Origin of the sequence: Bacillus sp. DU-106, assembly GCF_004799705.1 — a bacterium.
Classification (GTDB): domain Bacteria; phylum Bacillota; class Bacilli; order Bacillales; family Bacillaceae_G; genus Bacillus_A; species Bacillus_A cereus.
The window spans coordinates 3,951,638-3,974,625 of sequence record NZ_CP026607.1 but is presented as its reverse complement, the minus strand read 5'-3'; the positions used below and the strand labels follow the sequence as shown (position 1 = coordinate 3,974,625).

The following is a 22,988-nucleotide window of genomic DNA, read 5'->3' as shown; positions in this document are numbered from 1 at the left end:
TTCATTCTTGCTTTTATTTTAATTGCTATTGTATCCCCTTCGCTCTTATAATAGAGAAGGATTAAAAAGACATTAGGAGTTGGACATGTTGAAAAAACGACAAGATTTACGTAATATAGCAATTATTGCCCACGTTGACCATGGTAAAACAACACTTGTTGACCAGTTATTACGTCAAGCGGGGACTTTCCGTGCGAACGAACACGTTGAAGAACGCGCAATGGATTCAAATGATCTAGAAAGAGAACGCGGTATTACAATTTTAGCGAAAAATACAGCGATTCACTATGAAGATAAAAGAATTAACATTTTAGATACACCTGGTCACGCTGACTTCGGTGGAGAAGTAGAACGTATCATGAAAATGGTTGATGGTGTTTTACTTGTTGTTGATGCATATGAAGGTTGTATGCCACAAACACGATTTGTTTTAAAGAAAGCTCTTGAGCAAAACTTAACTCCAATCGTAGTTGTAAACAAAATTGACCGTGACTTCGCTCGTCCAGATGAAGTAGTTGATGAAGTAATCGACTTATTCATTGAGCTTGGTGCAAACGAAGATCAATTAGAGTTCCCAGTTGTATTTGCATCAGCAATGAACGGAACAGCAAGCTTAGATTCAAATCCAGCAAATCAAGAAGAGAATATGAAATCATTATTCGATACAATTATCGAACATATTCCAGCACCAATTGATAACAGCGAAGAGCCACTTCAATTCCAAGTAGCACTTCTTGATTACAACGACTACGTTGGACGTATTGGAGTTGGTCGCGTATTCCGCGGTACAATGAAGGTTGGACAACAAGTTGCTTTAATGAAAGTAGACGGAAGCGTGAAGCAATTCCGCGTAACGAAATTATTCGGTTACATGGGATTAAAACGTCAAGAAATTGAAGAAGCAAAAGCAGGGGACTTAGTAGCCGTTTCTGGTATGGAAGACATTAACGTAGGTGAAACAGTATGTCCAGTTGAACATCAAGATGCGTTACCATTATTACGTATTGATGAGCCAACACTACAAATGACGTTCCTTGTAAATAACAGCCCATTTGCAGGTCGTGAAGGTAAATACATTACATCTCGTAAAATTGAAGAGCGTCTTCGTTCACAATTAGAAACAGATGTAAGTTTACGTGTAGATAATACAGATTCTCCTGATGCGTGGATCGTATCTGGACGTGGGGAACTACATTTATCTATCTTAATTGAAAACATGCGTCGTGAAGGTTATGAATTACAAGTATCTAAGCCAGAAGTAATCATTAAAGAAGTTGATGGCGTAAGATGTGAGCCTGTAGAGCGCGTACAAATCGATGTACCTGAAGAATACACTGGTTCTATTATGGAATCTATGGGTGCACGTAAAGGTGAAATGTTAGATATGGTGAATAACGGAAACGGTCAAGTTCGTCTTACTTTCATGGTTCCAGCACGTGGTTTAATTGGTTACACAACAGAATTCTTAACATTAACTCGTGGTTACGGTATTTTAAACCATACATTCGATTGCTACCAACCAGTACACGCTGGACAAGTTGGTGGACGTCGCCAAGGTGTTCTAGTTTCACTTGAAACAGGAAAAGCATCACAATACGGTATTATGCAAGTTGAAGACCGTGGTGTAATCTTCGTTGAACCAGGTACAGAAGTATATGCTGGTATGATTGTCGGAGAACACACTCGTGAGAACGACTTAACAGTTAACGTTGTGAAAATGAAACAACAAACTAACATTCGTTCTGCGACGAAAGATCAAACTTCAACAATGAAGAAACCACGCCTAATGACTTTAGAAGAATCATTAGAGTACTTAAACGATGACGAGTTCTGTGAAGTAACTCCAGAATCAATTCGTCTACGTAAAAAGATTCTTGATAAGAGTGAGCGCGAAAGAGCTGCTAAGAAAAAGAAATCTGTTGAAGCGTAAAAATAAAAAAACAACGCCCTTTATAAAGGGCGTTGTTTTTTTATTTTGTTTATTTTTTAGAATATTTACTCTTTTTTGTGGACAGTATTTTTTTTGCGAGTTACTCTTGTATTAAGTGTATAAAGAAAATTGCATTTTACTGCTAGGGGGGGAAGAGTGTGTTAGAAAGGATGTCTTTTTTTGCAAAATTGTGTAAGGTAGATGAAAATCCAGAGTTAGGAATGTGGTTACTTTATGGGACGATTATTATATTAAGTGCTCTCGTTTATAATTTAGGGTTTGCTAGAAAGTTGTCTGTACTAAAAAATATTGTGATATACATATCATTAGCAATTGGATGCACAGTATTAACCTTTTTTGCTGTGTTTTTACCTGTTGGAGAAGGACTTGTTGTAGCGGCAATTGTACTTGGAATTTATAGACTGCGTTTGCGTCAAGCGAAACAACAAAAAGCAGGATAAGAAAGGGGAGTTTTCATGCGTTCAGTACAAGATGCACTATATAATTGGTTAACAATTAAAACAGTTGCGGAAGCACGTCCAGATGATAGTGCTGCAAAAGAAACATATTTGTTATTTCAAAATATGGTATATGAAGAACATAAATTAAGAAATGTGGAAGTCGAAAGGAACGAGGAAATGTATTTAATTACATATGAAATAAATGGAGAACGGAAATCTGCAAGGTTTCCGTTAGAAGCCATTGATTGTTTTTTGGATCAGATGAATCGTGAACCAGAAAAATATAAATAAGTCCTTATCTATATGAGTAAGGACTTATTTACATTTTACCAATCATCTTCGATTTTTTTATCACGATATAATCGGAAATTACCACTTGCATGACGTTCCATTGTACGCTCTGCAATTCGTTCCGAACATTCCATGCACATATATGTATGAATAGGGCGATTACGCAGTTTTTTTGCCATAGGATTTTCATCATCTAACATATCTTTTTTATCACAAATCATACATTTGACTCTCATTTCGTCACCTCAATACGAATTCTATCAGTATAAGTATATCATGGAAGTATAATGTTTTTGAATAATAGTGGGAAAAAATAATATTTTCGCAATTCAAAAAATAAGTTATGATAAGGATATACCAAGTATATTTGGAGGTGAAAATATGGCGAATGTAGTAGAGCCTACCTTAACAGAGGATTTAGTACAAACGTTGCGTAAAGAGTGTATTGTTATGATAGCAACGACAGATTTCGAAAAACAAGTTCCTAACGTAAGTGCTATTTCTTGGGTGTATGCAGTGAGTGAAACTAGTATTCGATTTGCAGTAGATCAACGTTCACGTATTGTGGAAAATATACGTCATAATACAGGTGTGGTATTGACTATAATGGCGAATGAATCCGTATTTTCTATAAGTGGTGCAGGTGAAATTTTGACAGATAGAATGGAAGGTATTTCTCTAAAATTAACTGTAATAGAAGTAAAGGTGCAAGAAGTGCGTGATGTTATGTTTTATGGAGCGAAACTTGCAATTGAACCAACATATGAAAAAACATATGATCTTCGGGCAGCGAAAAAGCTGGATAACGAAGTGTTAGTAGGGATAAGAGAATTATAAAGATGCTAAATAAGAAATTCGTTTATTCACTTTTGTAGTCGGTTATTGTGATTTAACGTTAATAATTATAATAAAAAGTAATATATTGAATAGAAATGAATAAAGAATAAATAAAAGGTTTAATGACTATGATTTTCGATTCTACCTCGTTTACACGGTACATATAATTATAACAATGGTTCGTCCATATTTTATGGATGAAACCCTTGTTCTACAAATTTAAAAGTGGAGTCAGGGGGTAACAGGTTGGATAAAATTTATGTGTTAGATACGAATGTACTTTTGCAGGATCCTTTATCTATTTTTTCATTTGAAACCAATGAAGTAGTGATTCCAGCAGTTGTATTAGAAGAGGTTGATTCGAAAAAACGTTATATGGATGAAGTAGGAAGAAACGCTCGTTATGTATCTAAGTTAATAGATAAATTTCGTGAAATAGGAAAGCTGCATGAAAGTATCCCGCTAGAAAACGGCGGAACATTTCGTATTGAATTGAACCATCGTTCATTTGTGCAACTACAAGATATTTTTGTAGAAAAAACAAATGATAATCGAATTTTAGCTGTAGCAAAAAATCTATCTTTAGAAGAACAGGAAAAAGAGGACGGGAAGTCTGTTATTTTAGTAAGTAAAGATGTACTCGTAAGGGTAAAAGCTGATGCAATTGGTTTGAAGGCTGAAGATTATTTAAGTGATCGCGTAATTGAAGTAGAAAATATATATTCTGGTTTTTTAGAAGGATATATATCAAAAGAACAATTGGATTATTTTTATGAGAAAGGTGAATTGCCTCTATCTGAAATTGCGAATCATCCTTTTTACCCAAATCAATTTGTAGTAATGAAAGATGCATTAGGGGGCTCTAGTTCTGCGCTTGGCATTGTGGATCACTTAGGGAAGAAGGTAAAGAAACTTATTTTTCACAATGAACAAGTGTGGGGGATACGACCACGAAACGTGCAGCAAATTATGGGATTAGAATTGTTGCTTCGTGAAGATATTCCGCTTGTAACGTTAACGGGGAAAGCCGGCACAGGAAAAACGTTACTTGCGTTAGCTTCGGGACTTATGCAAACAGAAGACTTAGGGTTATATAAAAAATTACTTGTGGCAAGACCAATTGTTCCAGTCGGAAAAGATATCGGTTATTTACCAGGAGAAAAAGAAGAAAAATTAAGACCATGGATGCAGCCAATTTTTGATAACCTAGAGTATTTATTTAATACGAAAAAGCCAGGAGAGTTAGATGCTATTTTAGCTGGAATGGGTTCGATTGAAGTAGAAGCCCTTACTTATATACGCGGGAGAAGTATTCCAGATCAGTTCATTATCATTGACGAAGCACAAAATTTAACAAAGCATGAAGTGAAGACGATATTAACTAGGGTAGGGGAAAAGAGTAAGATTGTATTGATGGGAGATCCTCAGCAAATTGATCACCCATATTTAGATGAATATAATAATGGCTTAACGTATGTTGTAGAGAAGTTTAAAGAACAGCGTATTAGTGGTCATGTGAAGTTTGTTAAAGGGGAGCGATCTAATTTAGCTCAACTAGCAGCAGATTTATTGTAAAAAGGAGTGAGCTTAAGCTCACTCCTTTTCTTTAAATAATTGTAAATTTACGGATGTTACGGATTGGATTTTGTTGATTAGATCCATCGTTGAAATAGAGATGAACAGGCCCGTCTTCTTTTAATGGTTTTCCTTCTTTTGAAAAGCCTAGTATAGCATTTTTGACAGTTTCTAATGGAAGTGTCATTGTATGATCTACCGTTTCAATTTCAACTTGCGTAGCGTCCTCTAAAATTTCAGCGTTAGCAAGGAATGGATGAAATGGTATACCAAATGTTCCAGTAATCAGCTGTTCTTTTTTATATTTCTTCACACTTTGTTGTATTGGAGGAAAAGCGGCACCATCACGGATTTCGCGATCCCAATGTTCTGAAGTGTTTTTTAAATAAGTTTCTAGTTCAGACGTGTTTTCTCTAGTTTCATCAAAGTAAGTTGTCAAATCTACTTTTCGATCATCAAAGATCCAAACAGTTGGATCAATAGTGATTGGAAAACGTACTTTTCCGTTAATAAATAAAATTTCGCTCATTGTTGTTCCCCCATTTGTGTTATACTCCCACTTTTCAGTATAATAGTATTAGACACTGTTGTCACAAAAAATGTTTCTATTGCAATTTATTAAAACTATCGCTAATATTAATAGATAGGATAGAGGAGAGTAGGACGGAAACGGAGGGAATCAATTTGGCGTCTGAGACAGTAGCAAATCATCAGGAAAAGGCACTAGCCCTTCTACAAGCGGATGCAGAGAAGATTTTAAGACTTATTAAGGTGCAAATGGACCATCTTACAATGCCGCAATGTCCATTATATGAAGAAGTGTTAGACACACAAATGTTTGGACTATCCCGCGAGGTCGATTTTGCAGTTCGCCTTGGTCTTATTGCAGAAGAACAAGGGAAAGCAATGTTAGGTGAGCTCGAACGTGAGTTATCTGCACTTCATGAAGCATTTACAAACAAACAACAATAACGGGTTCAAATAAGGGGGCTCAAACTAAATTAGTTTGAGCTTTTTATTTGTATAATAAAGCAGGAAGAATCAATGTACATATGGAATACAACAATAATTAAATTGAAACAGAAAGAGGAAATGAAATGAAAAAAGTATGGAAATCAATGGATTATTCATTATTACTTCCTCTTGTTATCTTATGTGTGCTGGGAGTAATAATGGTATATAGTTCTAGTTCCATTGTTGCGATTTCGAGGCATAACTGGCCGGCAAATTACTTTTTTAAAAAACAATTAATAACTTTAGCTATTGGAACGGTATTGTTAGTAATTGTAGCTTCGTTACCTTATAAGTTTTGGAGGAAACGAATAATTTTATCCGCGATGGGGCTAGGGAGTATTGCTTTACTAGCAGCAGCCTTGATTTTTGGTAAGGAAATAAATGGTGCAAAAGGTTGGATATTAGGTATACAGCCTGCTGAATTTGTTAAACTATCGATTATTATTATATTAGCTCGCTTTTTTGCAAGGAGACAAGAAACAAATACACCTGTTTTTAAAGGGTCGGGACTTACACTTGGATTTGTTGGAATGGCAATGTTTTTAATTTTAAAGCAAAATGATTTAGGTACCGATTTGTTAATTGCAGGAACAGTAGGGATTATGTTTCTTTGTTCAGGAGTAAGGATTAATTTATGGATTAAACGAATTGTTTTAACTTCTATAGTATGGATTCCAGCTCTATATTTTTTGGCTAATTATAAATTAAGTGGATATCAAAAGGCACGTTTTTCAGTTTTTCTTGATCCATTCAATGATCCTCAGAATGATGGATTCCAATTAGTAAATTCTTTTATTGGAATTGCTTCAGGAGGGCTAAATGGTCGAGGATTAGGAAATAGTGTGCAAAAATATGGATATTTACCAGAACCGCAAACAGATTTTATTATGGCTATTATATCTGAAGAATTAGGTTTTATTGGTGTAGCTATTATTTTAATTTGCTTGCTACTTATTATTATTCGTTCATTCAGGATTGCTCAAAAATGTAACGATCCTTTTGGAAGTTTAATTGCAATCGGAATTGCAAGTTTAATAGGAGTACAAACTTTTGTTAATGTTGGTGGTATGTCTGGATTAATACCGCTTACGGGAGTGCCTTTACCATTTATTAGTTATGGTGGAAGTTCCTTAATAGCTAATCTACTTGCGATGGGGATACTACTCAATATTGCTAGTCACGTGAAACGACAAGAGAAACAACAGAATGGATTAATGAAAGAAAAAGAACAAAATGGACCACATCTTGTAGTTGTAAAATAAAAACACATTGTGCTTTAGAGCATGATGTGTTTTTATTTTTAAGTAGTTTTAAATGTGATGTATTAATATATCTTTCGGTTAAACAATATATCACATTTAGTTTAATGTGATATACAATTAAGTTGTTAGAAAAGGAAGAGGTATGCTATACTATTTTTGTGAAACAAATTGCACAGAAAACTTATCATTTGTTAAAAAATAAGGTATGATGGATAAAAATAAAGTGAAGCTTTCTAAGTATAATATAATGTGGAAAGTGAAGAACTTCACGCTTTTTAAGGTGTGTATATATTTTATCTCTAGAGTGGTAGGAAAGTAGAGGGGGAAAATCATGACAAAGCTGCAACGTATTCAAAAAGTATTGGTAGCTAACCGTGGAGAGATTGCAATTCGTGTGTTTCGAGCTTGTTCGGAACTTGGATTAAAAACAGTTGCAATCTATTCTAAAGAGGATAGTGGTTCTTATCATCGCTATAAAGCCGATGAGTCCTATTTAGTTGGGGAAGGAAAAAAACCAATTGATGCTTATCTAGATATTGAAGGCATTATTGAGATTGCAAAAAGTAATCATGTAGATGCAATCCACCCTGGATATGGTTTCTTGTCAGAAAATATTCAATTCGCTAAACGTTGTGAAGAAGAAGGAATTATCTTTATCGGTCCGAAAAGTAAGCATTTAGATATGTTTGGAGATAAAGTGAAAGCAAGAACACAAGCGCAGCTAGCACAAATTCCAGTTATACCTGGTAGTGATGGTCCAGTAAATTCATTAGAAGAAGTCGAAAAATTTGCTGAAAAGTATGATTACCCGATTATTATTAAAGCATCCCTTGGGGGTGGCGGTCGTGGTATGCGTATTGTGCGTACTAGTGAGGAATTAGGAGAATCATATAATCGAGCGAAATCAGAAGCGAAAGCAGCCTTTGGTAATGATGAGGTTTACGTCGAAAAATTCGTTGAAAAACCTAAACATATAGAAGTACAAATTTTAGCAGATGAAGAAGGCAATGTTGTTCATTTATACGAGCGTGACTGTTCTGTACAACGTCGTCATCAAAAAGTTGTAGAAATTGCACCGAGTGTATCACTTTCAGATGATCTGCGTCAGCGTATTTGTGATGCTGCTGTGAAGTTAACGAAAAATGTAAATTATTTAAATGCAGGAACAGTAGAATTCCTTGTAAAAGATGATGAGTTTTACTTTATTGAAGTAAATCCACGTGTTCAAGTAGAACATACGATTACAGAAATGATTACGGGAGTAGATATTGTTCAATCACAAATTTTAATAGCTGATGGACATTCATTACATAGCAAAATGGTAGGTGTTCCGAAGCAAGAGGAAGTAGTTGTACATGGATTTGCAATTCAATCTCGTGTAACAACTGAAGATCCGCTAAATAATTTTATGCCGGATACAGGAAAAATTATGGCGTATCGATCAGGCGGTGGTTTTGGTGTACGTCTTGATACAGGAAATAGCTTCCAAGGTGCAGTTATTACACCGTACTACGATTCTTTACTTGTAAAAGTTACAACTTGGGCACTTACTTTTGAGCAAGCTGCTGCAAAAATGGAACGTAACTTAAAAGAATTCCGTATTCGTGGTATTAAAACAAATATTCCATTCCTAGAGAATGTAGTAAAACATAAAAACTTCTTATCAGGAGAATATGATACTTCATTTATCGATGCGTCACCTGAATTGTTCTTGTTCCCGAAACGTAAAGACCGTGGAACGAAAATGTTAAATTACATTGGTACAGTAACAGTAAATGGTTTCCCAGGAGTAGGTAAAAAAGAAAAACCAATATTCCCAGATGCTCGTATTCCATGTTTAAAACATTCAGAGCCAATCCAAAATGGAACGAAACAAATTTTGGACGAGCGTGGAGCAGACGGATTAGTAAAATGGGTACAGGATCAAAAACGTGTACTTTTAACGGATACAACATTCCGTGATGCACACCAGTCATTACTTGCAACTCGTATTCGTACAAAAGATTTACATCAAATTGCGGAGCCAACAGCGAGAATGTTACCGAACCTATTCTCAGCGGAAATGTGGGGCGGTGCAACGTTTGATGTTGCGTATCGTTTCTTAAAAGAAGATCCATGGGAACGATTACTAGATCTTCGTGAAAAAATGCCGAACGTTTTATTCCAAATGTTACTTCGTTCTTCAAACGCAGTTGGATACAAAAACTATCCAGATAATTTAATTCAAAAATTTGTGGAATGTTCTGCTCAAGCAGGCATTGATGTATTCCGTATTTTTGATAGCTTAAACTGGGTGGAAGGCATGAGAGTTGCAATTGACGCTGTACGAGACACTGGTAAAATTGCAGAAGCAACAATGTGCTACACAGGGGATATCCATGATCCACTGCGTAGTAAATATGATTTAAATTACTATAAAAATTTAGCAAAAGAGTTAGAAGCATCAGGAGCTCACATTTTAGGTATTAAAGATATGGCGGGCTTATTAAAACCAAATGCAGCATATGATTTAGTTTCTGCATTAAAAGAGACAGTGTCGATTCCGATTCACCTGCATACGCACGATACGAGTGGAAATGGTATATTAACGTATACGAAGGCAATTGAAGCGGGTGTTGATATCGTCGATGTAGCAGTGAGTTCTATGGCTGGTCAAACGTCACAACCAAGTGCGAACACGCTATACTATGCATTAGGTGGAAACGAAAGACAACCAGATGTTAATATAGATTCTTTAGAAAAACTATCTCATTATTGGGAAGATGTACGCAAATACTATGCACCGTTTGAAAGTGGTATGAATGCGCCTCATACAGAGGTATATATGCATGAAATGCCGGGTGGGCAGTATAGTAATCTTCAGCAACAAGCGAAGGCGGTTGGTTTAGGAGATCGCTTCGATGAAGTGAAAGTAATGTACCGCCGTGTGAATGACATGTTTGGAGATATTGTAAAAGTAACGCCATCATCAAAAGTTGTTGGTGATATGGCATTATTTATGGTTCAAAACCATCTGACAGAACAAGATGTTTTAGAGCGTGGACATGCTATGGACTTCCCAGGATCTGTTGTTGAAATGTTCTCTGGTGATTTAGGTCAACCGTACGGTGGTTTCCCGAAAGAATTACAAAAGATTATTTTAAAAGGGAAAGAGCCATTAACAGTAAGACCAGGTGAATTACTAGAGCCAGTAGATTTCGAAGCGTTAAAAGAAGAATTATTCCATAAACTTGGACGCGAAGTAACGATTTTTGATGTAGTTGCATATGCTTTATATCCAAAAGTATTTATGGATTATGAAAAAGTTGCTGAGCTTTATGGAAATGTATCTGTACTTGATACACCGACGTTCTTCTATGGTATGAGACTAGGTGAAGAAATTGATGTAGAAATTGAACAGGGTAAAACATTGATGGTTAAACTAGTATCAATTGGAGAACCTCAGCCGGATGGAAATCGTGTCCTTTACTTGGAATTTAACGGTCAACCACGTGAAATTATCGTGAAAGACGAGAGTGTAAAAGCAACAGTTGCACAACGTGTGAAAGGTAACCGTGAGAATCCAAATCATATTAGTGCAACGATGCCAGGAACGGTAATTAAAGTAGTTATAAAAGAAGGCGATGAAGTGAAAAAAGGCGATTCTATGGCAATTACAGAAGCGATGAAAATGGAAACGACAGTTCAAGCGCCGTTCAATGGTAAAGTGAAGAAAGTATATGTTAACGATGGTGATGCGATTCAAACGGGTGATTTACTTATTGAATTAGATCACTAAAATAAAAAAAGAGCTGTGTAAAATACAGCTCTTTTTTTATTGCAAAAAATCCCTTGCCGAATTGGCAAGGGATTTTAGTTTTAAATTATTTTGTTTGTTTAGAAGTTAATTCGGCTTCTTTTGCATTCACTTTACTTCTTGTTCCTAACATAACTAAATAGCATAGTACGGCAAACAAGCAAGAAATGAATAGAGAATGTAACAATGCCATTGCTAAACTAGCGTTTGTAAATACAACTAAAACTCCTACTACAGCTTGAAGTGTAACAAGGATAAATGAAATGATCCATCCCCAATATACGACAGGTTGCTGTTTGTAATGGCGAATAGCGAGAATCATCGCGTATAGTATCCAAGCGAAAATTAACATCGCTGCAACTCTATGGCCCATTTGAACCCATTCATGTAGTTGAGTTGGCATAGGTCTGTTTTTGCTACATAAAGGAAAGTCTGGACAGGCTAAGCTAGCTCGTTCGTGACGTACTAAAGCACCTGTGTAGACGACGATATAACTGTAAATTGTTACACCATAAATATGAAATTTCATTTTTTTGTCCATAATAAGTGAACGTGCATCAAATTTTTGGTCAATTTCAAAGATAAGACACGTTAATAAAATGACAGAAGCAAATGAAATTAAGGAAATACCGAAGTGGATAGCAAGTACAGCTGGCATTTGGCCCCAAACAACTGCTGCTGCTCCCATTAATGCTTGTGCAACTAAAAATACGAAGGATAAAATTGCTAACGTTTTTGTTTCACGCACATGTTTATAATATTTCCAGGACAAAATACAAAGGAGAGTGACAAGAATTCCAGCTGATCCGGATGTTAATCGGTGGCTAAGTTCAATAATAGTTTCCATTGATAAATTAGATGGAACAAATTCACCGTTACAAAGTGGCCATGATTTACCACAACCTTGACCAGAACCTGTTTTTGTAACTAAAGCGCCTCCTAATAAAACTATTAATAAATCAAGGCTTGTAATGACTGCTAACCATTTAATAAAGCGTTGCAATCTCTTTCACCATCTTTCTGCTATGAAGTTATTGCGAAATATTTTCATTCCATTATGTATAGAATAAAACGCGCTAGTTCCTATGATATATAAAAAATAATAAAATAGCAAAGAAATGGAGGGGGAAGGAAAGGGGGAGAAAATAGGTGTAAAAACAGGGTTCCTAAGGAAAATTTTAGGTGAAAAATAGGCTATTTTGAAAAGAAATGGGGAGAATACGTGTTAAATAAGACAAAATAGTTTATTATAGAAGGTAACATCATGTTATGATAAGGACAAGTCAGAATGAAGTTTTTTATATTCGACACAAAAAGTTCATGTTTTCTTCACAAAATGTTCGGGAAATATGATTTAATATATTGGAGTATGGGCGTAGATTAGTAGTAGAATGGGTTAACAATGTTTCTACTGTAATAATATTGCTATATAGAAGCGAATTATTTCATTTGAAATATGCGCAAAAAGAAAGATGAAAGTTTTAAGAGGGGGTTAGAGTGATGAACCATGCAACAAGTGAGCTGCATGATGAGTCCGCTGTTACAAGTGTACCGGAAACAACTCGGTTACAAGATTTAAAAGCACTCGTTAAAATGGGGATTGTAAACTCAAATACACTTACTGTATTTACAGGATTTTGGTTGGCATTACACTTTAATGGATTAAGTGTAATGGACAATCTGGATAAGTTATTCTTTACAATCGTTGGTTCTGGATTAGTTATGGCAGGGGTATGTTGTTTAAACAACTACATTGATCGAGACATCGATCCATTAATGGAAAGAACAAAGACCCGTCCAACGGTTACTGGAAAGTATAAACCAGGATTTGCACTTACATTTGGACTAGTCATATTACTTCTTGGTTTTGTATTTTTATTATTAACAACACCAATGGCAGTCTTAATGGGATTTATTGGTGCTTTCACATATGTTGTTCTATATAGTTTATGGACAAAGAGAAAGTATACACTAAATACTGTTGTAGGTAGTATATCTGGTGCAGTTCCTCCTTTAATTGGATGGGCAGCAATCGATCCATCTTTAGGCCATCCAATTGCTTGGATGTTATTTTTAATTATGTTTATTTGGCAAATCCCACATTTCCTTGCATTAGCAATGAAACGTGTTGATGAATATCGAAATGCAGGAATTCCAATGCTTCCTGTAGTTCATGGATTTGAAATTACGAAACGCCAAATTATGATTTGGACAGTATGTTTATTACCACTACCATTTTATATGAGTGGACTAGGGATAACATTTATGGTAATTGCAACACTGCTTAACATCGGATGGATCGTTTTAGGATTTTATGGCTTCCGTAAGAAAGATGACATCAAATGGTCCGTGCAAATGTTTGTTTATTCCCTAAATTATTTAACAATCTTATTTGTATCAATGATTGTAGTTACATTCTTCTAAGACAACGACATAATTGGATTTCTTTACGTTGAGATTTACTTTACTTAACTATAAAGTACAATCTAATTCACAAGGAAAGTGGGGGTTGTTTGTATGAAGAAACAGTGGCGACTGCTTTCGTTCGTTTCACTGCTGGCTTTACTGTTAGGGGGATGCGGTAAAGCCTTTCAATCTACTTTAATTCCGCAAGGAGAAGTAGCAAAAATGCAATATGATTTACTTCTACTGGCGAGTGCAATCATGGTAGGAGTAGTACTAGTAGTTACTATTATTTTCTTATATGTAATTGTGCGTTTCCGACAAAAGAAAGGTCAGGAAGATTATATTCCAGAGCAAGTTGAAGGGAATCACAAGCTAGAAATTATATGGACAGTTATTCCGATTATTCTTTTACTAATCTTAGCTGTTCCAACAGTTACATATACATTCAAACTTGCTGATGTAAGTGCGATGGAGAAAAAGAATATTGATAAAGATACTATCGTTGTTGATGTAACAGCGAATCTTTATTGGTGGGAATTTTCTTATAAATCAGAAAAGATAGTAACTTCGCAAGATTTGGTCATCCCCACAGGTAAGAAAGTGTATTTAAATTTGAAGGGTGCCGATATTAAACACTCATTTTGGGTTCCATCTTTAGCAGGGAAAATGGATACAAATACAGACAATGTGAACAAAATGTGGTTAAAGGCAGATAAATCGGGCACTTATAATGGTTTTTGTACAGAATTTTGCGGCCCATCACATTCTTTAATGCAATTTAAAGTGAAAGCTTTAGATGAAAGCGAGTACAAAAAATGGCTTGCTGATATGAAGAAGATTGATGGGAAGAAAGAAGTAGCTTCAACAAAGGCGCAAGAGGGCCAAGAAATATTTAATAAAAGCTGTATTGGTTGTCATGCAGTTGGATCTAATGATAGTAGACCACCTTCCGCTCGTATCGCACCAAACTTAGCAAACTTTGCGGATCGCGATATGGTTGCCGGTATTGCCGAAAACAATGAAGAAAACTTAAAAAAATGGCTGAAAGATCCTGAAAATATGAAGCCAGGAAACAAAATGACTGGCAAATATGGCAACTTAACGGATGATCAAATTGATGCATTAAATGCATACTTACAAACGTTAAAAGTTGAAAAGTAAAGAGGGATTATTCGCGAAGGGGAGGTTGAAAACGTGAGTTCTGTAGCAAAAAAACAGGGGATGGGTGCTGTCATATGGGATTATTTAACGACAGTAGACCATAAAAAGATTGCCATTCTCTATTTAATTGCAGGTGGATTGTTTTTTGTAATAGGCGGAATAGAAGCTCTATTTATTCGCCTTCAATTAGCGATTCCTAACAATGCTTTTCTTGTTGGGGATGCTTATAATCAAGTATTAACGATGCACGGTACAACAATGATTTTCCTCGCAGCTATGCCACTCGTGTTTGCATTTATGAACGCCGCTGTACCACTTCAAATTGGTGCACGTGATGTAGCGTTCCCGTTTTTGAATTCACTCGGATTTTGGTTATTTTTCTTTGGTGGAGTATTTTTAAATTTAAGTTGGTTTTTAGGTGGAGCACCTGATGCAGGATGGACATCTTATGCATCTTTAGCTTTAGCCTCTAAAGGTCATGGTGTTGATTTCTATGTACTCGGCTTGCAAATCTCAGGTATTGGTACATTAATTGGAGGTATTAACTTCCTTGTAACCATTATTAATATGCGGGCGCCAGGAATGACGTACATGCGTATGCCGATGTTTACATGGACGACATTTGTAACATCTTCGCTTATATTATTCGCTTTTCCGCCGTTAACTGTAGGATTAGGACTTTTAATGTTAGATCGTTTATTTGGAACAAGTTTCTTTAATCCGGCATTGGGCGGGAATACAATTATATGGGAGCATTTATTCTGGATTTTCGGTCATCCAGAAGTATACATTCTTATACTCCCAGCTTTCGGAATATTCTCAGAAATATTCGCGACATTTTCGAAAAAACGATTGTTTGGTTATTCATCGATGGTGTTTGCGACTGTATTAATTGGATTTTTAGGATTTATGGTATGGGCGCACCATATGTTTACTGTTGGACTTGGTCCAGTTGCTAATGCTATTTTCTCGGTCGCAACAATGGCGATTGCGGTTCCAACTGGTATCAAAATATTCAACTGGCTCTTTACAATGTGGGGCGGAAGTATTCGTTTTACGACACCAATGATGTGGGCAGTAGCTTTCATTCCATCATTCGTAATGGGTGGAGTTACAGGGGTTATGCTAGCATCTGCACCAGCTGATTATCAATTTCATGATAACTATTTCGTAGTAGCGCATTTTCATTATGTAATCGTTGGCGGTGTTGTATTTGGTTTACTTGCAGGAGCTCATTATTATTGGCCACTGATGTTTAATAAAGTATTAAATGAAACATTAGGAAAGATAACGTTCTGGCTATTCTTTATCGGCTTCCATTTAACGTTCTTTATTCAGCATTTCCTTGGCTTGATTGGTATGCCACGCCGTTACTACACATATCTTGAAGGGCAAGGGTTGGAAATGGGGAATATGATTAGTTCCATCGGAGCGGTGTTTATGGCTCTTGGAACGATTGTTCTTCTATTCAATGTAATTAAAACGACAGTATCAAAAGAAAAAGCTGGTCGTGATCCGTGGGATGCACGTACATTAGAATGGACAATGCCAGCACCGACACCAGAATATAACTTTAAACAATTACCATTTGTTCGCGGATTAGATCCGTTTTGGATTGAAAAACGTGAAGGTAATAAAGAGATGACAGCAGCGGAACCAGTTGGTGATATTCATATGCCAAATCCTTCGTTTTCACCATTTGTCATTTCTTTCGGATTGTTTATAGCGGCATTTGGTGCGATGTATATGCAGGGCGGAAAAGATAAGTTCTGGTTATTAGTAGCAATTATTGGTTTAATCATTACATTTGGCGCAATGTTCCTACGTTCAGTAATTGATGATCATGGGTATCATATTCATAAAGAAGATTTAGAGGATAAGGGGGGCAAGGCATAATGCATGTAGATGAAAAATTAACGAATGAAACATTTCCAGCAGAGCCTGAAAAAGCAACCCTTGAAGGGAAAAATAAGTTTGTCGGTTTTTGGTTATTTCTTGGAGGCGAAACAGTGTTGTTCGCTTCCTTATTCGGAACATATTTAGCGTTAAAGAATTCTACAAATGGTGGACCAACATCTCAAGAGATGTTCCAAATGCCACTCGTTTTCATTATGACGATGCTTTTATTAACGAGTAGCTTAACGAGTGTATATGCGATGTATCACATGAAAAACTTTAACTTTAAGAAAATGCAGCTTTGGTTACTAGTAACAGTATTGCTAGGTTTAGGGTTTTTAGGGTTTGAGATATATGAGTTTTATCATTATACACATGAATTTAAGCATACTATGAGAAGTAGTGCGTTTGGCTCTGCGTTTTATGCTCTTGTTGGTACACATGGACTCCACGTATTGTTTGGGTTATGTTGGATTCTAACATTAATCTTTAGAAATGCGAAGAGAGGTCTAAATTTATACAATGCACCGAAGTTTTATGTTGCATCGATTTATTGGCACTTTATTGACGTAGTTTGGGTGTTTATTTTCACTGTAGTATATTTAATGGGAATGGTGGGATAAACAATGGCGATAAAGCAAACGAATAATCCTAAAGTTGATCTTGTTTATCGGAAGAGAAAAAGTGCGGAGGAAATGAGGCATCAAGTTATTACGTTTGCATTAATGATTTTTTTAACATTAGTTGCATTTGTAGCGGTGGCGTATCCAAAAACTTTTAGTCCGATTTTCTCTGTACCGTTTATTTTACTATTAGCAGTGGTACAAGTAATTTTTCAATTGTATTATTTTATGCATATGAGTCATAAAGGACATGAAGCAGCAAGTTTCTTTCTTTACTCTGGTCTGCTAATAGGGTTAATTACAATTTTAGCTTTTATGACAATCGTGTGGATTTGAAAAGTGAAAAATAAGGGAGCTTGTGTTGTCACAGCTCCCTCTTCATATTATGAGATAACCTTACGAAGGTAGGTGTGAAAATGAGTAACTTGTGGATATTTGGTTTTCAGGCTTTATGGAGTCCAATCTTTTTATTATTTATGCTTTCGATTCTTATTGGGTACTTCTTAATTATTGGGCCATATAGAATGCGATTTGAAAATGCGACGAAGGTAAGTAAGAAGCAAATTTTTTATTTTACGACTGGTATTGTTCTTTTGTATTTTGTAAAGGGAGGGCCTATTGATTTAATTGGCCATATTATATTTAGTGCTCATATGTTTGAAATGGCAGTCATGTATATTGCAGTTCCACCGTTACTGTTGCTTGGTATACCAATTTGGTTATATCGTTATATTACTTCTTTTAAGTTTGTTCAAATTATATTAAAGGCATTTGCTAAACCGCTTATTGCGTTATTTGTATTTAACGGCCTGTTTTCTTTTTATCATTTACCAGTTGTTTTTGATACGGTAAAACAAAGTCAAATAGCTCATCCTATTTGTCTCGCTATATTGTTTTTTACAGCAATCATGATGTGGTGGCCGATGTTAAATCCATTACCAGAATATCAAACATTAAGTGATATAAAGAAACTTGGTTATATGTTTGCTAATGGCATATTATTAACGCCTGCTTGTGCGTTAATAATTTTTGCGACAGCCCCGTTATTTGCAACGTATACGGATCCGGCTGCTTGGATGAAAGCGATGGAACTATGTGTACCAGCGGGCACTTTATCAGATTTAAATATAACGGGACCAGAATTTTTGCACTGGATGCCAGTCGTACAAGACCAGCAAACTGGTGGTATCATAATGAAAATTGTCCAGGAAATAGTGTACGGTACAATTATAGGCTATGTATTCTTTAGATGGGCACGTAGAGAACGTGAAAAGGATAAGGAGCAGTTGCAACAATTGCCGCCGTATTTACAGACTAAGTAAAAAAAGTGTATGGGATTCCATGCGCTTTTTCTTTTTAGTTTTAGCTACCTTAAAAAGATTGAATTTTCTAATTTTTTATGTTAAGTTAGTGTAGGCGTGTACTAAAAGTGGAGATAAAATTTACTACTAGCTTTCATGCGTAATAATTCCATATGTAGTGCAAGTTTTTTAGAGAGTTACAAATATATATTGTTATCTTTAATAAACACGAACTATTTTAAGGGGGAGTTTAAATGGGTAGTAGTGGAAGTATGGTAAAGCCGATTAGTGGTTTTTTGACAGCACTAATTCAATATCCAGTACCAGTAGTAGAATCGCGTGCAGACATTGATAAACAAATTCAACAAATCATAAAAACAATTCATTCGACCAAATCAGGTTACCCTGGTTTAGAATTGATAGTATTTCCTGAATATAGTACACAAGGGCTCAATACAAAAAAATGGACTACAGAAGAATTTTTATGCACAGTGCCTGGGCCAGAAACAGACTTATTTGCTGAGGCATGTAAAGAATCTAAAGTATATGGTGTTTTTTCAATAATGGAGAAAAATCCTGATGGTGGAGAGCCATATAATACAGCAGTTATTATTGATCCACAAGGTGAAATGATTTTGAAGTATCGTAAGCTAAATCCTTGGGTGCCAGTCGAGCCTTGGAAAGCTGGAGATTTAGGCTTACCTGTTTGTGATGGACCTGGAGGAAGTAAATTAGCTGTTTGTATTTGTCATGATGGCATGTTCCCTGAAGTAGCTCGTGAAGCGGCCTATAAAGGTGCAAATGTCTTAATTCGTATTTCTGGATATAGTACACAAGTTAGTGAACAATGGATGCTAACCAATCGTTCAAATGCATGGCAGAATTTAATGTATACATTGTCGGTAAACTTAGCGGGTTATGATGGCGTATTTTATTACTTTGGTGAAGGACAAGTATGTAATTTTGATGGGACTACTTTAGTACAGGGACATCGAAATCCTTGGGAGATTGTTACTGCTGAAGTATATCCAGAACTAGCAGATCAGGCTAGATTAGGATGGGGATTGGAAAATAATATATATAATCTAGGTTCAAGAGGATATGTAGCAACTCCTGGTGGGGTGAAAGAAAATCCATATACGTTTGTAAAAGATTTAGCTGAAGGTAAATATAAGGTTCCTTGGGAAGATGAGATTAAAGTAAAAGATGGATCTATTTATGGATATCCAGTAAAAAAAACGATTCATTCTTAGGGAAGGGAAATAAAACAAGCGCATCATATTGATGCGCTTGTTTTTGTTAATCAATAATTTGAAATTCTTTTAACTCTTTTTCGACATTTTGTAGGAGTTGTTCGCTTTTTTGAAGTACATTCGTTGGGAAAGTCTCATCATCACCATATTCAACGCCGTGAGGATAATAATGTTTTCCTAATAAGGGGGGAAGTAGTTTTACTTCAGCGTGTCTACTGCCAATGTCACCTTCAACAGCAACTCCTTGCACTCGTAAATAATAAACATCCTTTAATATTTCAAATTTATAATCGTATGTAACTCGCTCATAATCCCACTGTCCGGCAAGTACGAAGTGGTTGTTTTCCATGATTTCAGTTAAAAGAGTTAATTCAACGACGGCTCCATTAAATTTCGTATTTGTAAATTGCATATAATACCTCCTTTTTTAATGTTACACCATTATTTTTATAATAGTATGAATAATGAGAAAGTGCAATTCATATTGAGAGAAAAGGGATAATCCAGACTTTTTTCACAAAAATATGATATAGTGAAAAGAGTACGGTACACACAAAAAGAAAGAAAAGGATTTGTGTATATCTCAATTTTATGTTTTGTTCAGGAGGTATATCGTTTGAAGAAATTATTGCGTATCGTAATGATTACATTTTTAATTTTAGCTGTTGATTTATACGGGAAATTACTCGTTTCACAATATATATTAACCCCATCTCAATCAAAGCAAGAAAATAAAATTGTGAAAAAGAAAAAGCAAATTAAGGAAGACTCCTCAGACACTGTTTTAAATATGATTGGTGAAGACTCTGAAAACTTATTAGCGAAGTGGGGAGAACCCTCTCGAATAGAGCCATCTGCATACGGATATGAATGGTGGGTATACAACCAGGATTTAACTCAGTATGTTCAATTTGGAGTTTCTGAACGTAAAGTTGTAACGGCATACGCAGCTGGTGAACAAGTTAAGGTTCCACCTTATTATATAAATGAAAAATATGAAGAAGTATATAAAAAAAGTCCGCTTTCGCATGAAATTTCATTAAAAAGAGGGAAAAATAGTTATCAATTTGAGCTATCTGATACCGAAGTCATGGAACAACCGTTAATACCTGTAGAAGATGGATGGGCGCAATTGTATTTTGATCAATTTACACATGAGCTTGTTGGTGTTCGTTATATGGATGATGAAACTTTATTACGCCAAAGACCGTATCAGCTCGTTTATTCAGGTGAATTAATAGCAGAACAACCATTGACTCCAGAAAAAATAAACCAAGTAGAAAATGGGAATATGCAACAAATTTTTGATTTAACAAATATCATTCGAAGTCGTCATAAATTACCATTATTAACATGGGATCAGGAAACAGCAGATGTTGCTGTTGGTCACAGTAAAGATATGAAAGACAATAATTATTTTTCTCATGACTCACCTACATTAGGTACACTAGGAGATCGTTTGCAGCGCGGGAAAGTAGGATTTCAACTTGCTGGTGAGAACATAGCGGCGCAACATAGTGATGGAATTGCGGCAGTGCAAGGTTGGTTAAATAGTGAGGGGCATAGAAAGAATTTATTAAATGAACAATTTACAGGATTAGGTGTGGGTGTATACGATAAATTTTATACACAAAACTTTATTCGAAAATAAAGTGAAATTGTAAGCGGTGGGGTGTTAACATCACCAAATTAGTTACTTCGTATTCACTGAATTGTAGGTGGGAATCTGACCGTATGCAAATAGCAGAAAAAAAGGTGCATGAATCGTCTAAAAATAGGCGAACCATGCGCCTTTTTTTTCTTACTATATAGTAGATATACATGGAGAGGTGAGGATTATGCCAACAACAAAAGGACCGTTACATCCATCGGTTCAACAGTTTAAAGAATTTGTAAACCATCACCCTAAAATGGTTCATGAGGTTAGAAGTGGTCATAAAACATGGCAACAATTTTATGAAGAATGGTACTTACTTGGTGAAGAAGATCCAATATGGGCAACTTATAGACCGGATGGAGCGCCTGCGTTTTCTTCGGTAAAAGAAAATAAAAAAGAAAAAGATAATCGAACTGAAGAGGAAAAAACTGCTGATGTGATGGGGCAAATGCTTTCTTTTTTTAAAAAGTTGGACGTGGAACAAATGCAGAACCATTTAGCCAATGTGACGAGTGCAATCGGGAGCGTGCAACAAGTTATTCAGCAATTTCAAGGTAACCGTACGCAGCAAGAGCAAAGTACTTCAGAAAATAACCCATTTTTCTTTCAAAAGGATTAGGGGGAAAGATGATGAGAGCAGAAATTATGGAGTTTATAAAGGCTGATGAGGATTTATCTCGCTATATTAGAGAGCAACCGTACTGGTATAGAAAATTAACACGAAATCCTGAAGAAAAAGAGGCTTTTGAGTTAGCGGCGATGCAACATTTCAAAAAAACAATACCAGATAAAGTGGAAAAGTTTCAAAATCAATTGGCCGTTGCTTCGATCATGATTGATATGTTTCAGTATATGAAGCAACAAAATGCAACCTAATTGGAAGTGAAAAATATGTCCGTCATGCAGAACTTTTGTTACAATAGAGGTTGATTATTTAAAAAGGAGTTGCAGCATGACGGAAATTTGTTTAGTACGACATGGACAAACTGATTGGAATTTTCAAGAAATTATTCAGGGGCGAGAAGATATTCCGCTTAATGAAGTTGGTAAGAAGCAAGCGAGTCAGAGTGCAGCTGCTTTACAAGAAGAAACGTGGGATATCATTATAAGTAGCCCGTTAATTAGAGCGCAAGAAACGGCTAATGAAATTGCAAAGACAGTTGGATTACAATCGATTTTATTAGATGAGCGATTTGTTGAACGGAATTTTGGAGAAGCTTCAGGGAAGCCGGTTGCGGCTGTTAGAGAGTTGATTGCTGAAGGTAAAGTAGAAGGTATGGAGCGAGATGAAGAGATTGTAGCTCGTTGCTTTGCTGCTTTAGAAGATGTTGCGACAACTCATTTTGGCAAACGTATTATTATTGTTGCTCACTCACACGCGATAAAAGCGATTTTACATGCCATTGAACCAGATGAAATTACATTTAAGACACCATTAAAAAATGCGTGTATTAGTTATGTGAAACAAAATAGTGGAAAGTGGGATGTTCTTAAATATAATATAGCGGAACATATTAATGTATAA

23 protein-coding genes are annotated in these 22,988 nt (G+C 35.8%); 19 read left to right on the top strand and 4 right to left on the bottom strand.

Going from position 1 to position 22,988, the window contains the following annotated elements; translation table 11 throughout:
• Positions 1–85 precede the first annotated feature (85 nt).
• From typA to C3Y97_RS19975, 3 genes are all read left to right on the top strand, one after another.
• On the top strand, positions 86–1,930 hold the full coding sequence (typA, locus tag C3Y97_RS19985; RefSeq protein WP_000914762.1) for a translational GTPase TypA: 1,845 nt from the start codon (positions 86–88) through the stop codon (positions 1,928–1,930).
• Positions 1,931–2,088: 158 nt separating this feature from the next.
• The gene (locus C3Y97_RS19980) at positions 2,089–2,391 is read left to right on the top strand and encodes a YlaH-like family protein (protein WP_000893662.1); all 303 of its coding nucleotides are present in this window, start codon (positions 2,089–2,091) and stop codon (positions 2,389–2,391) included.
• A gap of 15 nt (positions 2,392–2,406) precedes the next feature.
• Positions 2,407–2,682, top strand: a complete 276-nt coding sequence (locus C3Y97_RS19975; protein WP_001258152.1) for a hypothetical protein — start codon at positions 2,407–2,409, stop codon at positions 2,680–2,682.
• A 35-nt stretch (positions 2,683–2,717) separates the two neighbouring features.
• Here the strand turns inward: C3Y97_RS19975 and C3Y97_RS19970 are convergent, their stop codons facing one another.
• Entirely contained in the window at positions 2,718–2,918 is a 201-nt protein-coding gene (locus tag C3Y97_RS19970) for a YlaI family protein (protein WP_002082250.1), read from the bottom strand.
• A gap of 145 nt (positions 2,919–3,063) precedes the next feature.
• Between C3Y97_RS19970 and C3Y97_RS19965 the strand changes: the two genes are divergently transcribed.
• Both C3Y97_RS19965 and C3Y97_RS19960 read left to right on the top strand, forming a co-directional pair.
• The gene (locus C3Y97_RS19965) at positions 3,064–3,519 is read left to right on the top strand and encodes a pyridoxamine 5'-phosphate oxidase family protein (RefSeq protein ID WP_000024593.1); all 456 of its coding nucleotides are present in this window, start codon (positions 3,064–3,066) and stop codon (positions 3,517–3,519) included.
• Between the two features lie 246 nt (positions 3,520–3,765).
• Complete coding sequence (locus C3Y97_RS19960; RefSeq protein ID WP_000358083.1) at positions 3,766–5,094, top strand: PhoH family protein; 1,329 nt, start codon at positions 3,766–3,768, stop codon at positions 5,092–5,094.
• Positions 5,095–5,125: 31 nt separating this feature from the next.
• On the opposite strand, the gene C3Y97_RS19955 is transcribed toward C3Y97_RS19960, so the two are convergent.
• The gene (locus C3Y97_RS19955; protein ID WP_001289809.1) at positions 5,126–5,623 is read right to left on the bottom strand and encodes a molybdopterin-binding protein; all 498 of its coding nucleotides are present in this window, start codon (positions 5,621–5,623) and stop codon (positions 5,126–5,128) included.
• A gap of 155 nt (positions 5,624–5,778) precedes the next feature.
• Between C3Y97_RS19955 and C3Y97_RS19950 the strand changes: the two genes are divergently transcribed.
• From C3Y97_RS19950 to pyc, 3 genes are all read left to right on the top strand, one after another.
• Positions 5,779–6,066, top strand: a complete 288-nt coding sequence (locus C3Y97_RS19950) for an Fpa/YlaN family protein (RefSeq protein ID WP_000135694.1) — start codon at positions 5,779–5,781, stop codon at positions 6,064–6,066.
• Positions 6,067–6,191: 125 nt separating this feature from the next.
• Positions 6,192–7,370, top strand: coding sequence for an FtsW/RodA/SpoVE family cell cycle protein (locus C3Y97_RS19945; protein WP_000758411.1), 1,179 nt, complete (start codon positions 6,192–6,194; stop codon positions 7,368–7,370).
• A 331-nt stretch (positions 7,371–7,701) separates the two neighbouring features.
• A complete protein-coding gene (gene pyc / locus C3Y97_RS19935; protein WP_136363617.1) occupies positions 7,702–11,148 on the top strand; it encodes a pyruvate carboxylase in 3,447 nt (1,148 codons plus the stop codon).
• Positions 11,149–11,233: 85 nt separating this feature from the next.
• Here the strand turns inward: pyc and ctaA are convergent, their stop codons facing one another.
• Positions 11,234–12,169, bottom strand: a complete 936-nt coding sequence (gene ctaA / locus C3Y97_RS19930) for a heme A synthase (protein ID WP_001188743.1) — start codon at positions 12,167–12,169, stop codon at positions 11,234–11,236.
• Between the two features lie 497 nt (positions 12,170–12,666).
• Between ctaA and ctaB the strand changes: the two genes are divergently transcribed.
• The 7 genes from ctaB to C3Y97_RS19895 all read left to right on the top strand — a co-directional run bounded on the left by ctaB (position 12,667) and on the right by C3Y97_RS19895 (position 19,806).
• Positions 12,667–13,590 carry a protoheme IX farnesyltransferase gene (gene ctaB, locus C3Y97_RS19925; RefSeq protein ID WP_001015058.1) on the top strand — a complete coding sequence of 308 codons (924 nt, stop codon included), beginning with the start codon at positions 12,667–12,669 and terminating at the stop codon, positions 13,588–13,590.
• Between the two features lie 93 nt (positions 13,591–13,683).
• Entirely contained in the window at positions 13,684–14,733 is a 1,050-nt protein-coding gene (gene coxB / locus C3Y97_RS19920; protein WP_000745268.1) for a cytochrome c oxidase subunit II, read from the top strand.
• A gap of 60 nt (positions 14,734–14,793) precedes the next feature.
• A complete protein-coding gene (ctaD, locus tag C3Y97_RS19915) occupies positions 14,794–16,629 on the top strand; it encodes a cytochrome c oxidase subunit I (protein ID WP_153579316.1) in 1,836 nt (611 codons plus the stop codon).
• Positions 16,629–17,252 (top strand): cytochrome c oxidase subunit III, encoded by a 624-nt coding sequence (gene ctaE / locus C3Y97_RS19910; RefSeq protein WP_000557861.1) that lies wholly within the window; start codon positions 16,629–16,631, stop codon positions 17,250–17,252. The genes ctaD and ctaE overlap by 1 nt, the downstream gene beginning before the upstream one ends.
• A gap of 3 nt (positions 17,253–17,255) precedes the next feature.
• The gene (ctaF, locus tag C3Y97_RS19905; RefSeq protein ID WP_000985706.1) at positions 17,256–17,588 is read left to right on the top strand and encodes a cytochrome c oxidase subunit IVB; all 333 of its coding nucleotides are present in this window, start codon (positions 17,256–17,258) and stop codon (positions 17,586–17,588) included.
• Between the two features lie 80 nt (positions 17,589–17,668).
• Positions 17,669–18,574 carry a cytochrome c oxidase assembly factor CtaG gene (gene ctaG, locus C3Y97_RS19900; protein ID WP_000069023.1) on the top strand — a complete coding sequence of 302 codons (906 nt, stop codon included), beginning with the start codon at positions 17,669–17,671 and terminating at the stop codon, positions 18,572–18,574.
• 233 nt (positions 18,575–18,807) lie between these two features.
• The gene (locus tag C3Y97_RS19895) at positions 18,808–19,806 is read left to right on the top strand and encodes a formamidase (RefSeq protein WP_000535802.1); all 999 of its coding nucleotides are present in this window, start codon (positions 18,808–18,810) and stop codon (positions 19,804–19,806) included.
• A 46-nt stretch (positions 19,807–19,852) separates the two neighbouring features.
• Here the strand turns inward: C3Y97_RS19895 and C3Y97_RS19890 are convergent, their stop codons facing one another.
• Positions 19,853–20,218 (bottom strand): YugN family protein, encoded by a 366-nt coding sequence (locus tag C3Y97_RS19890; protein WP_001160947.1) that lies wholly within the window; start codon positions 20,216–20,218, stop codon positions 19,853–19,855.
• A 204-nt stretch (positions 20,219–20,422) separates the two neighbouring features.
• Here C3Y97_RS19890 and C3Y97_RS19885 point away from each other — a divergent pair, with 204 nt between their 5' ends.
• The 4 genes from C3Y97_RS19885 to C3Y97_RS19870 all read left to right on the top strand — a co-directional run bounded on the left by C3Y97_RS19885 (position 20,423) and on the right by C3Y97_RS19870 (position 22,988).
• Positions 20,423–21,457: a CAP domain-containing protein gene (locus tag C3Y97_RS19885; RefSeq protein WP_086407765.1), complete on the top strand. Its 1,035-nt coding sequence runs from the start codon at positions 20,423–20,425 to the stop codon at positions 21,455–21,457.
• 187 nt (positions 21,458–21,644) lie between these two features.
• Positions 21,645–22,082 (top strand): YlbD family protein, encoded by a 438-nt coding sequence (locus C3Y97_RS19880; RefSeq protein WP_001143346.1) that lies wholly within the window; start codon positions 21,645–21,647, stop codon positions 22,080–22,082.
• A gap of 11 nt (positions 22,083–22,093) precedes the next feature.
• Positions 22,094–22,339 carry a YlbE-like family protein gene (locus C3Y97_RS19875; RefSeq protein WP_001200990.1) on the top strand — a complete coding sequence of 82 codons (246 nt, stop codon included), beginning with the start codon at positions 22,094–22,096 and terminating at the stop codon, positions 22,337–22,339.
• 76 nt (positions 22,340–22,415) lie between these two features.
• Positions 22,416–22,988 (top strand): histidine phosphatase family protein, encoded by a 573-nt coding sequence (locus tag C3Y97_RS19870; protein ID WP_000134946.1) that lies wholly within the window; start codon positions 22,416–22,418, stop codon positions 22,986–22,988.